General features: G+C 68.4%; 18 protein-coding genes and 1 pseudogene. 7 read left to right on the top strand and 12 right to left on the bottom strand.

Annotation, left to right across the window (positions count from 1 at the left end; all coding sequences use genetic code 11):
- Position 1 precedes the first annotated feature (1 nt).
- Positions 2-442, top strand: a complete 441-nt coding sequence (locus tag E5P3_RS12510) for a CBS domain-containing protein (RefSeq protein WP_162586274.1) — start codon at positions 2-4, stop codon at positions 440-442.
- Between the two features lie 186 nt (positions 443-628).
- On the opposite strand, the pseudogene E5P3_RS12505 reads toward E5P3_RS12510, so the two are convergent.
- From E5P3_RS12505 to E5P3_RS12470, 8 genes and pseudogenes are all read right to left on the bottom strand, one after another.
- Positions 629-868, bottom strand: a pseudogene (locus E5P3_RS12505) (ester cyclase); the annotation flags it as partial.
- Between the two features lie 43 nt (positions 869-911).
- Positions 912-1,358: an SRPBCC family protein gene (locus E5P3_RS12500; protein ID WP_162586272.1), complete on the bottom strand. Its 447-nt coding sequence runs from the start codon at positions 1,356-1,358 to the stop codon at positions 912-914.
- A gap of 95 nt (positions 1,359-1,453) precedes the next feature.
- Positions 1,454-1,837, bottom strand: coding sequence for a hypothetical protein (locus E5P3_RS12495; protein WP_162586271.1), 384 nt, complete (start codon positions 1,835-1,837; stop codon positions 1,454-1,456).
- Positions 1,838-1,878: 41 nt separating this feature from the next.
- Entirely contained in the window at positions 1,879-3,387 is a 1,509-nt protein-coding gene (locus E5P3_RS12490; protein ID WP_162586270.1) for an efflux transporter outer membrane subunit, read from the bottom strand.
- Positions 3,388-3,400: 13 nt separating this feature from the next.
- Positions 3,401-4,531, bottom strand: coding sequence for an ABC transporter permease (locus E5P3_RS12485; protein ID WP_162586269.1), 1,131 nt, complete (start codon positions 4,529-4,531; stop codon positions 3,401-3,403).
- Between the two features lie 11 nt (positions 4,532-4,542).
- Positions 4,543-5,664, bottom strand: coding sequence for an ABC transporter permease (locus E5P3_RS12480; RefSeq protein ID WP_162586268.1), 1,122 nt, complete (start codon positions 5,662-5,664; stop codon positions 4,543-4,545).
- Positions 5,661-7,412: an ATP-binding cassette domain-containing protein gene (locus E5P3_RS12475; RefSeq protein ID WP_162586267.1), complete on the bottom strand. Its 1,752-nt coding sequence runs from the start codon at positions 7,410-7,412 to the stop codon at positions 5,661-5,663. Before E5P3_RS12475 ends, E5P3_RS12480 begins: the two co-directional genes overlap by 4 nt.
- On the bottom strand, positions 7,412-8,437 hold the full coding sequence (locus E5P3_RS12470; protein WP_162586266.1) for an HlyD family efflux transporter periplasmic adaptor subunit: 1,026 nt from the start codon (positions 8,435-8,437) through the stop codon (positions 7,412-7,414). The genes E5P3_RS12475 and E5P3_RS12470 overlap by 1 nt, the downstream gene beginning before the upstream one ends.
- A 108-nt stretch (positions 8,438-8,545) precedes the next feature.
- On the opposite strand from E5P3_RS12470, the gene E5P3_RS12465 reads away from it, so the two are divergent.
- Positions 8,546-9,253 carry a TetR/AcrR family transcriptional regulator gene (locus E5P3_RS12465; protein ID WP_162586265.1) on the top strand — a complete coding sequence of 236 codons (708 nt, stop codon included), beginning with the start codon at positions 8,546-8,548 and terminating at the stop codon, positions 9,251-9,253.
- Between the two features lie 33 nt (positions 9,254-9,286).
- Here E5P3_RS12465 and E5P3_RS12460 read toward each other — a convergent pair whose 3' ends face one another.
- The 3 genes from E5P3_RS12460 to xdhC form a co-directional block, all read right to left on the bottom strand.
- Positions 9,287-10,615, bottom strand: coding sequence for a glycerate kinase type-2 family protein (locus E5P3_RS12460; RefSeq protein ID WP_162586264.1), 1,329 nt, complete (start codon positions 10,613-10,615; stop codon positions 9,287-9,289).
- 55 nt (positions 10,616-10,670) lie between these two features.
- A complete protein-coding gene (locus E5P3_RS12455) occupies positions 10,671-11,879 on the bottom strand; it encodes a urate hydroxylase PuuD (RefSeq protein ID WP_162586263.1) in 1,209 nt (402 codons plus the stop codon).
- Positions 11,880-12,050: 171 nt separating this feature from the next.
- Positions 12,051-12,860 carry a xanthine dehydrogenase accessory protein XdhC gene (xdhC, locus tag E5P3_RS12450; RefSeq protein WP_162586262.1) on the bottom strand — a complete coding sequence of 270 codons (810 nt, stop codon included), beginning with the start codon at positions 12,858-12,860 and terminating at the stop codon, positions 12,051-12,053.
- Between the two features lie 53 nt (positions 12,861-12,913).
- On the opposite strand from xdhC, the gene E5P3_RS12445 reads away from it, so the two are divergent.
- Positions 12,914-13,438, top strand: coding sequence for a hypothetical protein (locus tag E5P3_RS12445; RefSeq protein ID WP_162586261.1), 525 nt, complete (start codon positions 12,914-12,916; stop codon positions 13,436-13,438).
- On the opposite strand, the gene uraH is transcribed toward E5P3_RS12445, so the two are convergent.
- Entirely contained in the window at positions 13,423-13,785 is a 363-nt protein-coding gene (uraH, locus tag E5P3_RS12440; RefSeq protein WP_162586260.1) for a hydroxyisourate hydrolase, read from the bottom strand. The genes E5P3_RS12445 and uraH overlap by 16 nt on opposite strands.
- Positions 13,786-13,867: 82 nt before the next feature.
- Here uraH and E5P3_RS12435 point away from each other — a divergent pair, with 82 nt between their 5' ends.
- From E5P3_RS12435 to E5P3_RS12420, 4 genes are read left to right on the top strand one after another with little or no spacing between them, the layout of a single operon-like run.
- Positions 13,868-14,536 carry a GntR family transcriptional regulator gene (locus E5P3_RS12435; RefSeq protein ID WP_162586259.1) on the top strand — a complete coding sequence of 223 codons (669 nt, stop codon included), beginning with the start codon at positions 13,868-13,870 and terminating at the stop codon, positions 14,534-14,536.
- A gap of 8 nt (positions 14,537-14,544) precedes the next feature.
- Positions 14,545-15,498 (top strand): allantoinase PuuE, encoded by a 954-nt coding sequence (puuE, locus tag E5P3_RS12430; RefSeq protein WP_162586258.1) that lies wholly within the window; start codon positions 14,545-14,547, stop codon positions 15,496-15,498.
- Between the two features lies 1 nt (position 15,499).
- On the top strand, positions 15,500-17,278 hold the full coding sequence (gene uraD, locus E5P3_RS12425; RefSeq protein ID WP_162586257.1) for a 2-oxo-4-hydroxy-4-carboxy-5-ureidoimidazoline decarboxylase: 1,779 nt from the start codon (positions 15,500-15,502) through the stop codon (positions 17,276-17,278).
- 1 nt (position 17,279) lies between these two features.
- Positions 17,280-18,512 carry a M20 family metallopeptidase gene (locus E5P3_RS12420; RefSeq protein ID WP_162586256.1) on the top strand — a complete coding sequence of 411 codons (1,233 nt, stop codon included), beginning with the start codon at positions 17,280-17,282 and terminating at the stop codon, positions 18,510-18,512.
- The last annotated feature ends 17 nt before the right edge of the window (positions 18,513-18,529 follow it).

The raw sequence follows: 18,529 nt of genomic DNA, 5'->3' as shown, positions 1-18,529 counted from the left end.
CATGGCGGAAGAACGTACTGTGTTTCAGTCCATATCGCGCAAGCATGTGCTCAGCCTCGGGCCGCATGCCAGCGTGCGCGACGCCGCCGGCGCGATGACCCGCGCCAACTGCGGCAGCGTGCTCATCATGGAGCCGCCGGACATCCTGCTGGGCATCCTGACCGAGCGCGACCTGATGACGCGGGTGCTGGCGAAAGGGCTCGATCCGGATCGAGCGGCCGTGCGTGAAGTGATGACGCCGAATCCGATTTGCGTGTCGCCGGAGACGCTGGTGTCGGATGCGGTGGTGCTGATGCTCGAGCGGGGATTCCGGCACCTGCCGCTGGTGTCGGGAACGAAGATCCTGGGGGTGTTTTCTGTGAGGGATGCGCTGCCAAGGGAGATCGGGGTGGCGTTGGGGCAGGCGGAGTTCAATGCGCAGGTGAATGATGTGTTGGGGTAGGGAGGCGTGGGGACTGGGTGGGTCCGGCATTGTTACTGGGCGAGCGCGGGATCGTCCACTAGATCATTGAGATCTAATCAGCACCCTTGAGAAGGCGTTGGTTTGTTGTCGCTCTTGCTATCGCTAGCACACCATTTTCCAGACCATCATTCGCCTCAAAACTTCGAATTAATACCGCGTCGTTTTCGCGAAGTCCAGCCGGCTCGCGACATGAGGCGGCTCGGCAACCAGCAATGCCACGTTGAAATGAAGATCCGGGATCTCCCGGAAATCCCCTTCGAGCATCTCCCGATACCCGTGCAGTCCGAACTGCCGGCCGTTGTGGCTCACCTCATCGTCGACGAACCGCCCCAGCGCCGCCCAATCCTGCTGGTTGAGGCAGGCGATGTATTCGAGGTACAGGGCGGAAAGATCGGCAGGGGTCATGGGCAGCTCCCGTACTGGGTGACGGGTCCATTGCCCCCGATGGCTAACCGTTGATCTCCGGCTCCACCAGCCGCGCCAGGTTCAGCAGCGACTCCTGCCAGCCGAGGTAGCACGCTTCCAGAGGGATCGCATCGGGGATGCCCTCCTGGACGATGTTCAGTTCGGTGCCGACCAAGACCTGCTTCATCGTGACCGTGACCTGCATCTCCCCGGGCAGGTTCGGATCGTCGAAGACGTCGGTGTACCGCAGCCGCTCATTCGGCACGAGCTCGCGGTATTCACCCGCGAAGGACGTGCTCTTGCCGGTGGTGAAGTTCGTGAACGACATCCTGTACTTGCCGCCCACCTTGACCTCCATGCTATGAACCTTCCCGGTGAAGCCATTGGGCGGCAGCCACCGCGCCTTGGCGTCGGCGTCGACGAAGGCCCGATAGACTTTTTCAGGCTTAGCGGCAATGACGCGATGCAGCCTGACTGTGTTGTTGCTCATGGTTCTCCTTGAATGATGGACGTGAAACCCCGAGCCTACGAAGGATCAGCCTGCACCACAAGGACCAGGGAGCCGCGAATCCTGCCAACGTGTTTTCACAAGGCCCGCCACGCATCGAGACAATGCGCCGCAAGCGCCGTCACCCAGGACGGCTCATCGGGATCGAAGGCCAGGCCGAACCGCGGGCTGACGACAAACCCTGCCCGCTCGAACACCCCCGGATCCTGCTGCCGGACGAACGACGGCAGCGTCTCGAACGGCACCGCTACATTGCCGAAGTTGACCACCGGCGCCTGCGTGGTGACCTCCTCCAACCTGCCAGAGTCCTGAAACCGGTAGACCACCGATGCATAGTCGAACTCGTTCAGCCCCACGGCGTTCCGGCCGGACCCCAGGGGCTGCCCTCGCCGCTTCACGATCTCTTCTTGCGAGATCGTGAACGGAATTCCATCGACGCTGACGAACGGATCCAGGTTCATGCGGACCCAGCATGCCAGAGATCCGATCGCACCACTTGGGCCTAGCGCCGCGCTGCGTTCCGGTCCTCGGCCCCGCCCAGCGCCTTGGTCAGCAACACCAGGTCCATCGCCAGCCGCCCTGCGCTGTCCACCTGGTCCCGCTGCGCCTGCAGCAGCGTGCGCTGCGCATCGAGCTGCACCAGGAAGTCGGTCAGCCCATGCTCGTACCACACTCGCGCAAGATCCCACGCATCCCTGCTCTGCCGCTCCTTGTCGGCGAGCTGAAGATGCCGCTGTCTTTCGGCGGCATAGGCGCTCAGCGCATCGTCGATCTCGTGCCAGGCCTTCAGCACGGTCTGCTGGTAGGCCACAGCGGCTTCCTGTTGCTGCAGCTCGCGCAGGGTCACTGTGCTGCGGCGCCGTCCGCCATCGAAGAGGGGCAACTGCAAGCTGGGCCCGACGGACCATTGCCGGCTCCCCCACTCGCCGAAGCTGCGGCTCGCCACCGATTCGAAGCCGAAGTTCGCGCCCAGCGTGATGCGCGGGTACAGGTCGGCCATGGCCAGGCCGATGCTCGCGGTGGCCGCATGCAATTGCGCCTCCGCGCGCCGGATGTCGGGACGGCGCAGCGCCACCTCGGAAGGCAGCCCCGGCGACAGGTCGGGCAAGGCGCCTGCGGGCCCATCGGCGGGCCCCGCAAGCTGCGTCTGCATTGCGCCAGGCCGTTCGCCGAGCAACAGCGTGATCTGGTTGGTCGCCCTGGCCTCCAACGCCAGCAGCTGCGGCAGGCGTGCGCGCAGGTCCGCAGCCTGGGCCGCCTGCCGCCGCACATCGAGATCGGTGGTCAGGCCGCCGTCGGCGCGTGCGCGCACCAGGGCCAGCGTCTCTTCGCTCGCGCCGACGTCGGCCCGCGCGATGCGCAACTGCCGCTGCGCCGTACGGAGCTCGAAGTAGTTGCGCGCCAGTTCCGACTGCACGGCCAGTTGCACCTGCGCCAGCAGGGCCTGCGAAGCAACGACATCGGCATCGGCCGCCTCGATGGCGCGACGCACGCGGCCCCAGAGGTCGAGTTCCCAAGAGGCATCGAAGCCGGCCTGGTAGAGGTTGTGCGGCTCGCTCAGGGCGCCGATCAGCTGCTCGCGGTTCGAGGGATTGAGCGCATCGATCAAGCGCGTGCCGGAGCCCACCTCGCTCTGCCGTTTGCGCGCAGCGGCCGCACTGGCGTTGAGCTGCGGGCCGCGCTGGGCCTCGGCCTGCCGGCGCTGGACGCGGCTTTGTGCGAAGCGCAGCGCGGCGGTCTGCAGGTCGTGGTTGGCGTCGAGCGCCTTCGCCATCAGTGCATCGAGCACCGGGTCGGCGAAGGCAGACCAGCCGATGGGCGCGCCCGCGGCATCGCGGGCCTGCGCATCGAGCAGCTCCGCCGAGCCGCCGTGCCAGCCCGAGAAATCGGCCGGTGCCTCGGGCGTGGGCGCATTGAACTCCGGCCCGACGGCACAGCCGCCGGCCAGCATCAGCGCCGCGAGCCAGGGGACGCAGCGGGACAATGAGGAGGAGCGTTGCGGGTGCTTCATGTCGCGCTCTCTTTCAGACGAGACGGTTGCGGAACAGCCAAGCCGCCAGCGGCAGCGTGATGGCCGCGATGACGACCAGCGGGATCAGGTTGTGCCAGACAGTCAGCAGGCCCACGCCCTCGAGATAGACGCGCTGCACCAGGTCGATGGCGAAACGCAGCGGGTTGGCCAGGGTCGCGATCTGCAGCGCCTCGGGCATGTTGCGCACGGGCGTGGTCAGGCCCGACAGCAGCATCAGCGGCATGATCAGCACGAAGGTATAGAGCATGGCCTGCTGCATGTTGGCCGACACCGCAGAGATCGACAGACCGATGCCCACGCTCGCGATGGTGAAGCAGGCCAGGCCCGCATAGAGCGTGAGGAGGGACCCGGCCATCGGCACCTTGAACCAAAGCAGCGTGACCAGGAGCACGATGGTGGACTGCACCAGCCCGATCAGCACCGGCGGGACGGCCTTGCCGATCATGATCTCGGTGGGCGTGAGGGGGGTGACCAGCAGTTGGTCGAAGGTGCCCTGCTCCCGCTCGCGCGCCACCGAGAGCGCGGTGAGCAGCAGGGTCTGCAGCATGCTGAGCGCGGCGATCATGCCGGGCATCAGGTTCCAGCGCGTCTCGAGGTTGGGGTTGTACCAGGCACGCGAGTCGATGCGCACCGGCGCCTGCGCCCCGCCGTGCTGCGCGCGCCACTGCGCGTTGAAGTCGGCCACCACGGCGCTCACGTAGCCGGCGGCGGAGCCGGCGGTGTTGGAGTTGCGCGCGTCCACGATGAGCTGCACTGCGGCGTCTTCGCCGGCCTGCAGCTGCTGCTCGAAGCGCGGGCCGATGTGGATCACGAAGAGCGCGTCCTGCGCATCGATGACGCGCTCGATGTCGCCCGCGCTGCGCAAGGTCGCGGCGCGGCGGAAGACGCCGGTGCCGTCGAGCTTGGCGACCAGCGCGGTCGAGGCCGCGCTGTGGCTCTGGTCGAGCAGCGCATAGTCGGCCTGGTTGAGGTCGTAGGTGGCGGCATAGCCGAACAGCAGGCTCTGCATGAGCGCGGGCACGATAAGGATGGCGCGGCTGGCCGGGTCTTTGAGCACGGCCAGGAATTCCTTGCGGCACAGGTTGAGGATGCGCAGCACGGCGTCGATGAAGAAAGCGTTCATGGCGGTCGGCCTCAATCCAGTGTCTTGCGGGTTGTGGCGCGCGCCACGCCGAGCAGCAACACGGCATAGGCGATGAGGATGGCGCCGTTGCGCAGCACCAGCGGCCAGACGTCGCCGGCCAGGAAGAGCGTGCGAATCAGCTCCATGAAGTAGGTGGCCGGCAGCACCTGCCCCACCACGCGCACTGCGGTGGGCACGTTGCGCAGGTCGAAGAGAAAGCCCGACAGCATCAGCGAGGGCAGGAAGCTCGCGAGCAGCGCGACCTGGCTGGCCAGGAACTGGTTGCGCGTGACCGCGGAGATCACCAGCCCGATGCCCACCGCCACCAGCATGTAGAGCATCGCGCACAGCACCAGCAGCGCGAGCGATCCGACCATCGGCACTTCGAACAGGAAACGCGCGGCCAGCAGGCACAGCGCAAGGCCGACCATGCCGACGCCAAAGTAGGGAATGATCTTCGCCAGCAGGATCTCGACCGGCCGCACGGGCGTGACGAACAGCGCCTCCAGCGTGCCGCGCTCCCATTCGCGCGCCATCACCAGGGCGGTGAGGAAGGCGCCGACCAGCGTCATGATCAGCACGATCAGCCCTGGCACCAGGTACCAGGTGCTGGTGTTGGCGGTGTTGAACCACAGGCGCTGCTCGACGCTCACGCGCCCGATGGCGGCGCCGGGCTGGCCGCGGTCGGCCACGCGCTGCGCGTTCTGCTGCAGCGCGGCCGTCGCGTAGCGCAGCACGATGCTGGCGCGGCCCGCGTCGGCGCCATGGACCAACAGCTGGATGCGCGCATCGCCGGCCGCCAGCCGGCGCGAGAAGTCGCCGGGCACGCGCACGATGCCGTCGACCCGGCGCTGGCGCATCAGCAGTTCGGCATCGTGCATCGAGCCCAGCAGCACCGGAGAGATGTAGGGCGTGAGCTGCAGGCCCGCGACGGCATCCATCGCGGTGGGGGTGCTGTCCTCCATCACCACGGCGAGCGGCGCGTTCTTCACATCCAGCGAGAGGCCGAAGCCGAAGATCAGGATCAGGATGATGGGCAGCAGCACGCCGATCGCGATGCTGCTCGGGTCGCGCAGCAGTTGGCGCGTCTCCTTGCGCGTGAGGGCGGCGAGCCTGGAGCGGAAGCCGCTCATCCCGCGGCCCTCCGCTCGCGCGACTGGGTGACGATGCCGATGAAGGCCTCTTCCATGTCCGGCGCGCGGCCCGCCTGCCGCCGTACTTCCTGCGGCGTGCCGATGGCCAGCAGCCGGCCGGCGTCCTGGATCACGATGCGGTCGCAGTACTCGGCCTCTTCCATGAAGTGGGTGGTGATGATGACCGTGACGCCGGCCTGCGCCAGCGCGGTGATGCGGCGCCAGAACTCGCGCCGCGCCAGCGGGTCGGTGCCGCTGGTGGGCTCGTCGAGGAACAGGATCTCGGGCTCGTGCAGCAGGCCGGTGGCCATGGCCAGGCGCTGCTTGAAGCCGCCCGGCAGGAGACCGCTGGCGGACTGCGCCTGGCCTCTGAGATCGAACTGGTCGAGCACGGCGTGCATGCGCTCGCGCAGGCGCGCGCCGCGCAACCCGTAGGCGCCGCCGAAGAACTCGAGGTTCTCCTGCACCGTCAGGTTGCCGTAGAGCGCGAACTTCTGCGAGACGTAGCCGATGCGTGCGCGCGCCTGCGCCCGTGCGTGGCGCAGGTTGACGCCCGCCACCTGCAGGAAGCCGCTGCTGGCGGGCAGCAGTCCGCACAGCATGCGGAAGGTGGTGGTCTTGCCGGCGCCGTTGGGGCCGAGCAGGCCGAAGATCTCGCCGCGGCGCACGCTGAAGCTGGTGCTGGCGACGGCGGTGAAGTCGCCGAAGGTGCGCACCAGATCCTTGACCTCGATCACGGTCTCGTCGGCGGCGCCGGGGACCGTCACGCCGGCAGCGGCCGCAGCCGGTGCCGCGCTCTTCGGCTGCTGGGCGCGCAGCAGCACCATGAAGCCGTCCTCCAGGCGCGCGGGCACGGGCGCGCAAGGCGCGCCGTCGAGCAGCGCGGCCAGCGCCCGGCCGTCGGCGCCGGGCTGGCGGATCAGGCGCACCTCGCCACCCTGCGGCACGGCATCGATGATGGTGGCCGGCGCATCCAGCAGCCTGGCTTGCAGCGTGCGCGCCGGCATGCCCTGCGGCGGCTTCGCGATGAAGCAGAGATCGCGCGCCTCGTCGCGAAGCTGCTGCGGCGTGCCCTGCGCGAGCATGCGACCTTCGTGCAGCACGAAGACCCGTCGGCACCGCTCCGCCTCGTCGAGGTAGGCGGTGCTGACGATCACGCTCAGCCGCTCGTCGTCGACCAGCTGCCGCACGATCTCCCACAGCTCACGGCGCGAGAGCGGGTCCACGCCCACCGTGGGCTCGTCGAGCAGCAGCAGCTGCGGCGAACGCACGAGCGTGCAGGCCAGGCCGAGCTTCTGCTTCATGCCGCCCGAGAGCTTGCCCGCGGGCCGCGCGGTGAAGCGGCCGAGATCGGTCATCTCCATCAGGCGTGCATAGCGCTCGGTGCGCTCTTTCTTCGGCACGCCATGCAGGTCGGCGTAGAGGTCGAGGTTCTCCTGCACGCTCAGGTCCTCGTAGAGGCCGAAGCGCTGCGGCATGTAGCTGATGCGGTCCTGCACGGCCTGCGGGTCGGCGGCCACGTCGATGCCCAGCACCCGCAGCGTGCCCTGGTCGGCGCGCATCAGGCCGGCCGCCAGGCGCAGCAGCGTGGTCTTGCCGGCGCCGTCGGGCCCGACCAGCGCGCTGAGCGTGCCGGCGGGAATCTCCAGCGACACGTCGGCGAGCGCCTGCACCGTGCGCTTCGTGCCCTTGAGCTCGAAGCGCTTGTGCAGGCCGTGGCCCACAAGTGCGGGCGCGGCGGCATTCATCAGCGCCCCGCGGCGACCGGCGTCGCGCTGCCGTTCAGCGAGAGGCGCACGGTGACGGGCATGCCGAGACGCAGGCGGTCCTCCTTGTCGTCGGCGAGCACGCGGATCTCATAGACCAGGCTGCTGCGCAGCTCCTCGGTCTGCACCGTCTTGGGCGTGAACTCGGCCACCGACGAGATGTAGCCCACCTTGCCCGCGAGCGGCTGGCCGGGATGGCTGTCGGTCGAGAGCGTTGCGGCCATGCCGGGCCTGACGCGGCCGAGCTCGGCCTCGGCCACGTAGGCACGCACCCATTTCGGGTCGGTGATCGCGAGGGTGTAGACGGGGCGCTGCGGCGAGGCCATGTCGCCGGGTTCCATCAGGCGGGCGCGCACCACGGCGTCGATCGGGGCGCGCAGCTCGGCCTCCTCGAGCTGGCGCTCGAGCAGCGCGAGTTCGGCGCGTGCCACATCGAGCTGGGCCTGGGCCTGCGCGATGTCTTCCTTGCGCGGGCCCGTCACCACCAGCTGCCGGGCCTTGCGCGCGTTCTCCAGCTGCGCCTGCGCGACCTTGCGGCGGGCCAGGGCGCTGTCCAGGTCCTGCTGGCTGACGGCGCGGCCGGCGGTGGTCTGGCGGATGCCCTGCAGTCGCTCCAGTTGCTGGCCGGCCAGCTCGGCATCGGCCTGGGCGGCAGCCACGCCGGCGCGGGCCTGTGCGACTTCCTCGGGGCGGCTGCCGGTCTTCAGGCGCAGCAGGGCCTGCTCCTGCACGCCGATCCGCGCCTGGGCTTGCGCGGCGCGTAGCTTCAGGGTGCGGGTGTCGAGCTCGCCGAGCACCTGGCCGGCCTTGACGTGGTCGCCCTCCTCCACGTCGAGCCTGCCGATGCGATCGCTGCCGTTGAACGCCAGCGAGACCTGGCGCTGGTCGACGTTTCCGTAGAGCACGAGGCTGTCTGCATCGGCCGGCTTGCGGTTGAAGTACCACGCGGCTGCAGCGAGCGCCCCCACGATCACGATGCCGCCGAGGATGAGGGGTTTCTTGTTCATGGGGTGGGCCTTCTCGCCAGGGGCGTGGTCGATGCAGTAGACTGGATCTTAACGAATTTGAATTTAAATTCAAACTAATGCCGAGTTTCGCGCGCACCCTGTTCTGCCATGCCTGCCACGAGAAAGAAAGCCCCCGCCCCGCGCACTGCACGCGCACCGCGCCCGGACGGCGCCGCCACCCGCGCGCTGCTGTTGCAGACCGCCGGCCAGGTATTTGCCGAGCGCGGCTATGCCGACGCCACCAGCAAGGAGATCTGCGAACGCGCCGGCACGCCGATGGCCTCGGTCAACTACCACTTCGGCAGCCGCGAGGCCTTGTACGAGGAGGTGCTGATCGAGGCGCACCGCCAGATCGTGAGCGTGGACGAGCTGGTCGAGATGACGCGCGCGCTCGGCGATCCGCGCGACAAGCTGCGCGCCCTGCTCGGGCATATGCTGGCGCCCTCTTCGCGCGAGGCCATGCCCTGGGGTTTTCGCGTGATGCTGCGCGAGATGATGTCACCAGGGCCACTGGCGCCGGCCTTGGTGGAAAAGGCGGTGCGGCCCAAGGCGAAGCTGCTGCTCGGCTTGCTGGCCGAAATCCTGGAGCTGCCGGCCGATCACCCGGCGGTACAGCGGGCGCTGGTGTTCTCGGTGCTGCCCTGCATCGTGATGCTGGTCGCGCCGAAGGAGATCCCGCGCAAGGTGCTGCCGGCGATGGCCAAGGACAGCGAGGGGATGTTCGATGACCTGATGCGCTACGTGTTCGCGGGGCTGGCGGCGTTGGGGAAGGCGCATCGAACTGCGCCCACTCGCTCCGGGAGCGGGCACAGGTAAGGTTCCTGGCGACGTCGAAGACGCAGAGCTGATCTACAACACCAGCAAGGCCCGGAAGTCGTTGACGTTGGTGTGCGTCGGTCCCGTCACGCACAGATCCCCGATCGCATCGAAGTACCCATACGCGTCGTTGCGGTCCAGGTGGTCAGCCAGCTTGCGCCCCGCCGCCTCGGCGCGCGCCAGGGTGTCGGGCGTGACGAAGGCGCCCGCGTTGTCTTCCACGCCGTCGATGCCGTCGGTGTCGGCCGCGAGTGCCCACACGCTCTTCTGGCCGGCGAGCGCACCGGCGAGACCGAGGCAGAACTCGCCGGCACGGCCGCCCCGCCCTTTCGCCTGGCCCGGCTGACGCGGGCGGATGGTGACCGTCGTCTCGCCACCCGACAGGATCACGCAGGGCTTCGCAAAGGGCGCACCGCGCAGCGCCACGGCGCGCGCCAGTGCGCCATGCACCTTGCCGACCTCGCGCGATTCGCCTTCCATTTCGTCGCTGAGGATGTGGGCCTCGATGCCGGCCGCGCGCGCCGCCGCGGCAGCGGCTTCGAGCGACTGCTGCGGCGTGGCGATCAGGTGCGTGGCGTGGCCATTGAACACGGCGTCATGAGGCTTGGGTGTTTCGAGCGCGCCGCTCTCGAGCTGCGCCCGCACGGCCGGCGGCACCTCGATGCGATAGCGATCCAGGATCGCCAGCGCGTCGGCGCAGGTCGTCGCATCGGGCACCGTGGGCCCGCTGGCGATCACTGCGGGGTCGTCTCCGGGCACGTCGCTGATGGTGAGCGTCACCACCTTTGCGGGCCCGCAGGCGGCGGCCAGCCGCCCGCCCTTGATGCGCGACAGGTGCTTGCGCACGCAGTTCATCTCGCCGATGTGGGCACCGGATTCGAGGAGCTGCTTGTTGATGCGCTGCTTGTCCGCCAGCGTCAGCCCCTCGGCCGGCAGCGTGAGCAGCGCGGAGCCACCGCCGGAGATCAGGCACAGCACCAGGTCGTCGGCCGTGAGGCCCTGCGTCAGCGCAAGGATGCGCTCGGCCGCTTTCAGGCCAGCCTCGTCCGGCACCGGATGCGCGGCCTCGACGATCTCGATGCGCTGCGCCAGCCCCTCGGGGCGCGGCGGGATATGGTCGTAGCGCGTAACCACCAGCCCCGAGAGTGGCGCATCGGCCGGCCACAGCGCCTCCAGCGCCTGCGCCATCGAGCCGCCGGCCTTGCCGGCGCCGAGCACCAGCGTGCGGCCCTTGGGCGGCTTGGGGAGACAAGCGCCCATGCTGTCCAGCGGCAGGGCGCGCCGGACTGCGATGCGGTAGAGCTGTTCGAGGAAATTGCGCGGCGCGGCGTGCGGATCGGGCAGGGCTGGGGATGGATTCATTGCTTTCGGTCTCCGTTGCCCGATTGTCCACGGCACGCCGCGGCGCCCGGGCTCGCTAGTTGGTCTTTGCGCCGCCCTCGAACCACTTCGCGATCAGCGCACGCTCCGCATCGGTCATGCCGGTCGAGTTGTTCATCGGCATGATCTTGGTCACGACCGCCTGCTGGTAGACGCCCTGCGCATGCGCGGCCACCTGGTCGGGCGTGTCGAGGCGCACGTTCTTCATCTGCACCTGGGCGCCGTGGCACATGTAGCAGCGCTGCTCCAGCACCTTCCTGACGTCGCCGAAGGCTACCTTCTGGGAGGCGGCGGCGCTGGCCATCGGCGCGGCGGCGGGCTCGGGCCGCATCCACACAATCGACAGGCCCAGCACCACCACGCCGACCATCGCATAGGGCAGCGGGTTGCCCGCGCTGCCCAGCTTGAAGCGGTGCCGCACCACGAAGAACTGGCGGATCGCCGCGCCGCCCAGCATGATCAGCAGCAGCACGATCCAGTTGTACTTGTGCGTGTAGGTGAAGCTGTAGTGGTTGCTCAGCATCGCGAACAGCACCGGCAGCGTGAAGTAGGTGTTGTGCACGCTGCGCTGCTTGCCGCGCGCGCCGTGGACCGGGTCCACCGGCCTGCCCTCGCGCAGCGCCTGCACGTTCTTGCGCTGGCCCGGGATGATCCAGAAGAACACGTTGCCGCTCATGGTCGTGGCCATCATCGCGCCCACCAGCAAAAAGGCCGCACGGCCGGCGAACCACTGGCAGGCCAGCCAGGTGGCGAAGGCGATGAAGACCGCCACCAGCACGCCGACGATGGTGTCGCCGTTCTTGCGCCGGCCGAAGACCTGGCAGATGCCGTCGTAGACGATCCAGAAGACGACGAAGAAGGCCAGCGCCACGCCGATGGCGGCGCCGGGCTGCCAGTCCATCTTGGACTTGTCGATCAGGTAGGTGCTCGCGTTCCACAGATAGGACATCGTGAAGAGCGCGAAGCCGCTGATCCAGGTGGAATAGCTTTCCCAGTAGGACCAGTGCAGGTGGTCGGGCAGCTTCTTGGGCGCCAGCGCGTACTTCTGCATGTTGTAGAAGCCGCCGCCGTGCACCGCCCACTGCTCGCCGCCGACGCCCTTGTCGAGGGACTCCTGGTCCTGCGGCTTCTCGAGGCTGTTGTCCAGCATCACGAAGTAGAAGGAGGCGCCGATCCACGCGATGGCGGTGATGACGTGGACCCAGCGCAGCAGCAGATTGGCCCAGTCGAGGTAGTAGCTTTCCATGTGCTCAACCTTGGTTTGGACTGCTCACCACTGCGGGCGCTGTAAGCAGAGAAAAGGCCGCGAACGCAGGCTCCTGGAATGGCCTCGCTCCGCTGCGGCTTGTGGACTGGAGTGTATACACTTTTGACGCTGGATTCGAAGGATTTTCGCAGCGAGGCCTGCTGGAAAACCCTAGCCCAGTGTCTGCAATAACTGTGCCGCGACTGCTATTGCGATCACCTCGGGCTCCTTGCCCTTGATGCCGGGCACGCCGATCGGGCAGGTGATGCGCGCCAGTTCCTCGGCCGTGAAACCGCGCGCCTCCAGCCGGTGGCCGAAGGTGGCCCACTTGGTCTTGCTGCCGATCAGGCCCACGTAGGGCAAGTCGTTTCGGGCGCGCAGGCGCTTCAGGCAGGCGATGACGATGTCCAGGTCTTCGGCGTGGCTGAAGCTCATGATCAGCACGCGCGAGCCAGGCTCGAGCTGGGCCACGGCGTCCTGCACCGGATCGGAATGCTCGGTCTCGATCTGGGCCGGCAGCGCGTCGGGGAACACGCCGTCGCGGCTGTCGATCCAGCGCACCTTGAAGGGCAGCGTCGACAGCAGCCGCGCCAGCGCCGCGCCTACATGGCCGCCGCCGAAGAGGGCCACCGGTTCCAGATGGGCGAGCAGTTCGGCCTGCAGCGCCTTCGCATCGGCCGCCACGATGCGCCGGTACGAGAGGAAGACCACGCCGCCGCAGCACTGGCCGAGGCTCGGGCCGAGCGGATAGCGCTGCACGCCCTCGATCGCCGCGCCGCCGAGCAGCCAGCCGCGCGCCTCGTCGGTCGCCTGGTACTCCAGCTGCCCGCCGCCGATGGTGGCGGTGAGGCCATCGGCCCACACGGCCATCCAGGTGCCGGCCTCGCGCGGCGCGGAGCCCTGCGTCTTCTCGACGAGCACCAGCACGCCCTCCTCGCCGCGCGCGAGGCGCGCCAGCAGTTCGTCGACCATGCCGTTCATCCGCGAAACCTCCGGTTGCGCCGGGGCCCTGCGCCCACGGTATAAATCCCAGCATGACATTCACGCTGCTCGCCACGCCCCTGCGCCGCGCCTTCGCGGCCGCCCTGACCATGGCCCTGGGCCTCGCCGGCTGCGGCGGCCTTCCGGGATCGACCGGTTCCGTGCCCGGCCAGCTCAGCAATGCGACCGCCCAGGGCGCCAGCGCAACCCCCCGGGCCTCGAACGCCGGCACTCCGCGCGAGTACAAGCAGGACGCCGCCCGCCACATCTACGCACGCAACGGCAACCGGATCTACGCCGGCAAGCTGCCGCCGCTGCTCTACGCCATCGGCACGCTCTCGGTCAGCCTCGATGCGAACGGCCGCGTCACCGGCATGAACTGGATGCGCGCGCCCAAGCATGCACCCGAGGTCATCGCCGAGATCGAGCGCACCGTGCTGAGCGCGGCGCCCTACCCGGCCGCGAGCCGCATCGGCAAGCTGACCTGGACCGAGACCTGGCTGTGGGACAAGAGCGGGCATTTCCAACTCGATACGCTGACCGAAGGGCAGCTCTCGCAGTTTCAGGATCCACGGTAGGTGGAGTAGCTCCAGGGGCTTACCAGCAGCGGCACGTGGTAGTGCTGCTCGGCGTTCGCCACGCCGAAATCCAGCGCCACGCGATTCAGGAAATTCGGCTCGGGCAGTTTCACGCCGCGTGACTTGAAATAGCCAGCAACGTCGAACACCAGGCGGTAGGTGCCCGCCTTCAGCGCACCGTCGGCATAGAGCGGCCCATCGCTGCGGCCGTCCGCATTGAGCGTGAAGCGCTTCACCAGCGTGGCGCGCGCGTCCTCGCCGCTGCCCTCGGTCGTGTAGAGCGCGACCTGCATACCGACCGCGGGGCCGCCGTGCATGGTGTCGAGGACGTGGGTGCTCAGGCCCATGGTGATGCTCCTTCAAGGCATTCGGGAAATTCCGGTCGACAAAAGTGTATACACTTCTCGGCTTTGGGTCTATCATGAAAACATGGATTCGACCACCACCCGCGCGATCGTCGATGCGCTCACCAAGGCCATCGTGGAGCACCGGCTGCAGCCGGGCAGCAAGCTGGCCGAGCAGAAGCTGGCCGATCACTTCGGCGTCTCGCGCACCCTGGTGCGGCAGGCGCTGTTCCAGCTCTCGCAGAACAAGCTGATCCGGCTCGAGCCCGCGCGCGGCGCCTTCGTCGCGGCGCCCGAGGTCGACGAGGCCAAGCAGGTCTTCGCCGTGCGCCGCATGCTGGAGGCCGAGATGACGCGCGAGTTCGTGCGCAGCGTGACGCCGGCCAAGATCAAGGCGCTCAGGGAGCACGTCGCGCTCGAGAAGGCCGCGGTCTCCGGCGAAGACGTCTCGGGCCGCACCGAGCTGCTGGGCGACTTCCACGTGCGCATGGCCGAGCTGATGGGCAACCAGGTGCTGGCGCAGATCCTCGGCGAGCTGATCTCGCGCTGCGCCCTCATCACGCTGATGTACCAGAGCGCGAGCGCGGCCGAGCATTCCAACGACGAGCACGCCGACATCGTGAAGGCGCTGGCCGCGAAGGACGAGGAGCGCGCCGTGCGGCTGATGACCGAGCACCTGCTGAACGTCGAGGCCAACCTCGTCTTCGACCGCAAGGTTCCCACCCACGACATCTCGGTCGCACTGGCCGCCTGATCCTCGTCATGAGCAACATCTACGACACCACCCTGCCCTACCCGCGCGACCTGGTCGGCTACGGCCGCAACCCGCCGCATGCGCAATGGCCCGGCGGCGCGCGCATCGCGGTTCAGTTCGTCCTCAACTACGAGGAAGGCGGCGAGAACAGCGTGCTGCACGGCGACGCAGGCTCGGAGCAGTTCCTTTCCGAGATGTTCAATCCGGCGAGCTATCCGGACCGGCACATCAGCATGGAGGGCATCTACGAGTACGGCTCGCGTGCCGGCGTCTGGCGCATCCTGCGCGAGTTCGAGAAGCGCGGCCTGCCGCTCACCGTGTTCGGCGTCGGCATGGCGCTCGAGCGCCACCCCGAGCTGACGGCCGCCTTCAGGGAACTGGGCCACGAGATCGCCTGCCACGGCTGGCGCTGGATCCACTACCAGAACATGGACGAGGCCGCCGAGCGCGAGCACATGCGCCTGGGCATGCAGGCCATCGAGAAGCTCACGGGCGAAAGGGCCCTGGGCTGGTACACCGGCCGCGACAGCCCCCGCACGCGCCGCCTGGTGGCCGACTACGGCGGCTTCGAGTACGACAGCGACTACTACGGCGACGACCTGCCCTTCTGGATGAAGGTGCAGAAGACCGATGGCACGGTGGTGCCCCAGCTCATCGTGCCCTACACGCTGGACTGCAACGACATGCGCTTCGCGCTGCCCCAGGGCTACTCGCATGCCGACCCCTTCTTCCAGTACATGAAGGACAGCTTCGACGCGCTCTACGCCGAGGGCGACGAGGCGCCGAAGATGATGAGCATCGGCATGCACTGCCGCCTGCTCGGACGCCCCGGCCGCATCACGGCGCTGCAGCGCTTCCTGGACCACATCGCCAAGCACGATCGCGTGTGGGTCTGCCGGCGCCTCGACATCGCGCGCCACTGGAAGGCGACCCACCCCTGCACCGAATCGAAAGGAGCCTGAGATGGCCCTGAGCATCGAACAACTGAACGCCGCCGCGCCCGACCAGTTCGCGGCCCTGCTCGACGGCACCTACGAGCATTCGCCGTGGATCGCGCAGCGCGCCGCCGCGGCACGGCCCTTCCGCTCGCTGGCGCATCTCAAGCATGCGCTGGTGCAGGTGGTCTCCAGCGCCACCGAAGACGAACAGCTCGGCCTCATCCGCGCGCACCCCGAACTCGCCGGCAAGGCCATGGTCAGCAAGACGCTGACGGCCGAATCCACCCACGAGCAGGGCAAGGCCGGCCTCACGGAGTGCACGCCCGAGGAGTTCGCGAAGATCCAGCAGCTCAACGCCGACTACAACGCCAAGTTCGGCTTCCCCTTCATCCTCGCGGTGCGCGGGCCGCGCGGCACGGGCCTCGGCAAGCGCGAGATCATCGACACCTTCGAGCGCCGGCTGCACCACCCCGCGGATTTCGAGCGCGGCGAGGCGCTGCGCAACATCCACCGCATCGCCGAGATCCGGCTGGACGACAAGTTCGGCGTCACGCCCGCCCTCGGCAACGACGTGTGGGACTGGCACGAACAGCTCTCGGTGCACACCGACCCCGGCTATGCCGAGAAAGGCCAGCTCACCGTCACCTACCTGACCGAGGCGCACCGGGCCTGCGCGCAGCAGATCGCGGGCTGCATGCGCGACGCCGGCTTCGACAGCGTGGAGATCGATGCCGTGGGCAACGTGGTGGGCCGCTACGAGGGCACCTCGCCCGATGCAAGGACGCTCCTCACCGGCTCGCACTACGACACCGTGCGCAACGGCGGCAAGTACGACGGGCGGCTGGGCATCTTCGTGCCCATCGCCTGCGTGCGCGAGCTCAAGCGCCAGGGCCGCCGCCTGCCCTACGCCTTCGAGGTCGTCGGCTTCGCGGAGGAGGAAGGCCAGCGCTACAAGGCCACCTTCCTCGGCTCGGGCGCGCTGACCGGGCATTTCGACCCGAAGTGGCTGGACCAGAAGGACGCCGACGGCATCACCATGCGCGAGGCGCGCGCGATCGCCGGACTGAAGGAAGAGGACATCCCGCAGCTGAAGCGCGACCCGTCCCGGTACCTCGGCTTCGTCGAAGTGCATATCGAGCAGGGCCCCGTGCTGACCGAGCTGGACCTGCCACTGGGCATCGTGACCTCGATCAACGGCGGGGTGCGTTACGTGGGCGAAGTGATCGGCATGGCCAGCCACGCCGGCACCACGCCGATGAACCGCCGCCGCGATGCGGCCGCCGCGGTGGCCGAGCTGATCCTCTACGCCGAGCAGCGCGCCGCCAGGGACGGCGACTCGGTCGCCACTGTCGGCATGCTGGAAGTGCCCAGCGGTTCGATCAACGTGGTGCCGGGCCGCTGCAAGTTCAGCCTGGACCTGCGCGCGCCCAACAACCCGCAGCGCGACAAGCTGACGGCCGACGTCCTGGCCGAGCTCGTGGCGATCTGCGAGCGGCGCGGCGTGCGCCACACGATCGAAGAGAGCATGAAGGCCTCCGCCGCGCCCAGCGCCCCGGACTGGCAGCAGCGCTGGGAGAAGGCGGTCGATGCGCTCGGCGTGCCGCTGCACCGCATGCCCAGCGGCGCCGGGCACGACGCGATGAAGCTGCACGAGGTGATGCCGCAGGCCATGCTCTTCGTGCGCGGCATCAATTCCGGCATCAGCCACAACCCGCTCGAATCGAGCACCAACAACGACATACAGCTGGCGGTCGAAGCCTTCCAGCTGCTGCTCGACAACCTGGCCAGCGAGAAAGCGCACTGACATGACGACCACCGACTACGACAAGCTCGACGCATGGATCGACGCGCATTTCGACGAGGAGGTGCGCTTCCTCCAGCAGATGGTGCGCGTGCCCACCGACACGCCGCCCGGCAACAACGCGCCCCATGCGGAGCGCACGGCCGAGCTGCTGGAAGACTTCGGCTTCGTGGCAGAGAAGCACCCGGTGCCCGCGCAGGAAGTGAAGGACTACGGCCTGGAGTCGATCACCAACCTGATCGTGCGCCGCAAGTACGGCAGCGCTGGGCCCACCGTGGCATTGAACGCGCACGGCGACGTGGTCCCGCCCGGCGAAGGCTGGACCCACGACCCCTACGGCGGCGAGATCGAGGACGGCCGCCTCTACGGCCGCGCCGCGGCGGTCAGCAAGAGCGACTTCGCTAGCTTCACCTTCGCGCTGCGTGCCCTCGAAGCGGTGGCGAAGCCGGCCAAGGGCAGCGTCGAGCTGCACTTCACCTACGACGAGGAATTCGGCGGCCTCCTCGGCCCGGGCTGGCTGCTGAAGAACGGCCTCACCAAGCCCGACCTGATGATCGCGGCCGGCTTCAGCTACGAGGTGGTGACGGCCCACAACGGCTGCCTGCAGATGGAAGTCACCGTGCACGGCAAGATGGCCCATGCGGCCGTGCCTGCCACCGGCGTCGATGCGCTGCAGGGGGCGGTCCGTATCCTGAATGCGCTCTATGCGCAGAACACGCTCTACCAGCAGGTCACGTCGAAGGTCGAGGGCATTACGCATCCCTACCTCAACGTGGGCCGCATCGAGGGCGGCACCAACACCAACGTCGTGCCCGGCAAGGTGGTGTTCAAGCTGGACCGCCGCATGATCCCCGAGGAACATCCGGCCGAGGTCGAGGCCTCCATCCGCCAGGTCATCGCCGATGCCGCCGCGCAGGTGCCGGGCATCACGGTCGATATCAAGCGCCTGCTGCTGGCCAATTCGATGAAGCCGCTGCCCGGCAACAAGCCGCTGGTCGACGCGATCCAGAAGCACGGCCAGCAGGTTTTCGGCGAGCCGATCAAGGCCATGGGCACGCCGCTCTACACCGACGTGCGGCTCTACGCCGAAGCCGGCATCCCGGGCGTGATCTACGGGGCCGGCCCGCGCAGCGTGCTCGAATCGCATGCCAAGCGCAGCGACGAGCGCTTGGTGCTGGAGGATCTGCGGCGCGCGACCAAGGTGATCGCGCGCACCCTGCACGACCTGCTGGCCTGAGTACGCCGGCGCCGGCG

The sequence above is a fragment of the Variovorax sp. RA8 genome (assembly GCF_901827175.1).
Classification (GTDB): Bacteria; Pseudomonadota; Gammaproteobacteria; order Burkholderiales; family Burkholderiaceae_C; genus Variovorax.
This window is presented reverse-complemented; position numbering and strand designations above follow the sequence as displayed.

Coding starts and splice junctions, on each gene's coding strand:
- xdhC (WP_162586262.1), bottom strand. CDS start 12,860: ATGAACGGCATGGTCGACGAACTGCTGGCGCGCCTCGCGCGCGGCGAG.
- E5P3_RS12455 (WP_162586263.1), bottom strand. CDS start 11,879: ATGGAAAGCTACTACCTCGACTGGGCCAATCTGCTGCTGCGCTGGGTC.
- E5P3_RS12490 (WP_162586270.1), bottom strand. CDS start 3,387: ATGAAGCACCCGCAACGCTCCTCCTCATTGTCCCGCTGCGTCCCCTGG.
- uraD (WP_162586257.1), top strand. CDS start 15,500: ATGGCCCTGAGCATCGAACAACTGAACGCCGCCGCGCCCGACCAGTTC.
- E5P3_RS12420 (WP_162586256.1), top strand. CDS start 17,280: ATGACGACCACCGACTACGACAAGCTCGACGCATGGATCGACGCGCAT.
- E5P3_RS12475 (WP_162586267.1), bottom strand. CDS start 7,412: ATGAATGCCGCCGCGCCCGCACTTGTGGGCCACGGCCTGCACAAGCGC.
- E5P3_RS12470 (WP_162586266.1), bottom strand. CDS start 8,437: ATGAACAAGAAACCCCTCATCCTCGGCGGCATCGTGATCGTGGGGGCG.
- E5P3_RS12495 (WP_162586271.1), bottom strand. CDS start 1,837: ATGAACCTGGATCCGTTCGTCAGCGTCGATGGAATTCCGTTCACGATC.
- E5P3_RS12480 (WP_162586268.1), bottom strand. CDS start 5,664: ATGAGCGGCTTCCGCTCCAGGCTCGCCGCCCTCACGCGCAAGGAGACG.
- uraH (WP_162586260.1), bottom strand. CDS start 13,785: ATGGGCCTGAGCACCCACGTCCTCGACACCATGCACGGCGGCCCCGCG.
- E5P3_RS12485 (WP_162586269.1), bottom strand. CDS start 4,531: ATGAACGCTTTCTTCATCGACGCCGTGCTGCGCATCCTCAACCTGTGC.
- E5P3_RS12510 (WP_162586274.1), top strand. CDS start 2: ATGGCGGAAGAACGTACTGTGTTTCAGTCCATATCGCGCAAGCATGTG.
- E5P3_RS12435 (WP_162586259.1), top strand. CDS start 13,868: ATGGATTCGACCACCACCCGCGCGATCGTCGATGCGCTCACCAAGGCC.
- E5P3_RS12460 (WP_162586264.1), bottom strand. CDS start 10,615: ATGAATCCATCCCCAGCCCTGCCCGATCCGCACGCCGCGCCGCGCAAT.
- E5P3_RS12445 (WP_162586261.1), top strand. CDS start 12,914: ATGACATTCACGCTGCTCGCCACGCCCCTGCGCCGCGCCTTCGCGGCC.
- E5P3_RS12500 (WP_162586272.1), bottom strand. CDS start 1,358: ATGAGCAACAACACAGTCAGGCTGCATCGCGTCATTGCCGCTAAGCCT.
- puuE (WP_162586258.1), top strand. CDS start 14,545: ATGAGCAACATCTACGACACCACCCTGCCCTACCCGCGCGACCTGGTC.
- E5P3_RS12465 (WP_162586265.1), top strand. CDS start 8,546: ATGCCTGCCACGAGAAAGAAAGCCCCCGCCCCGCGCACTGCACGCGCA.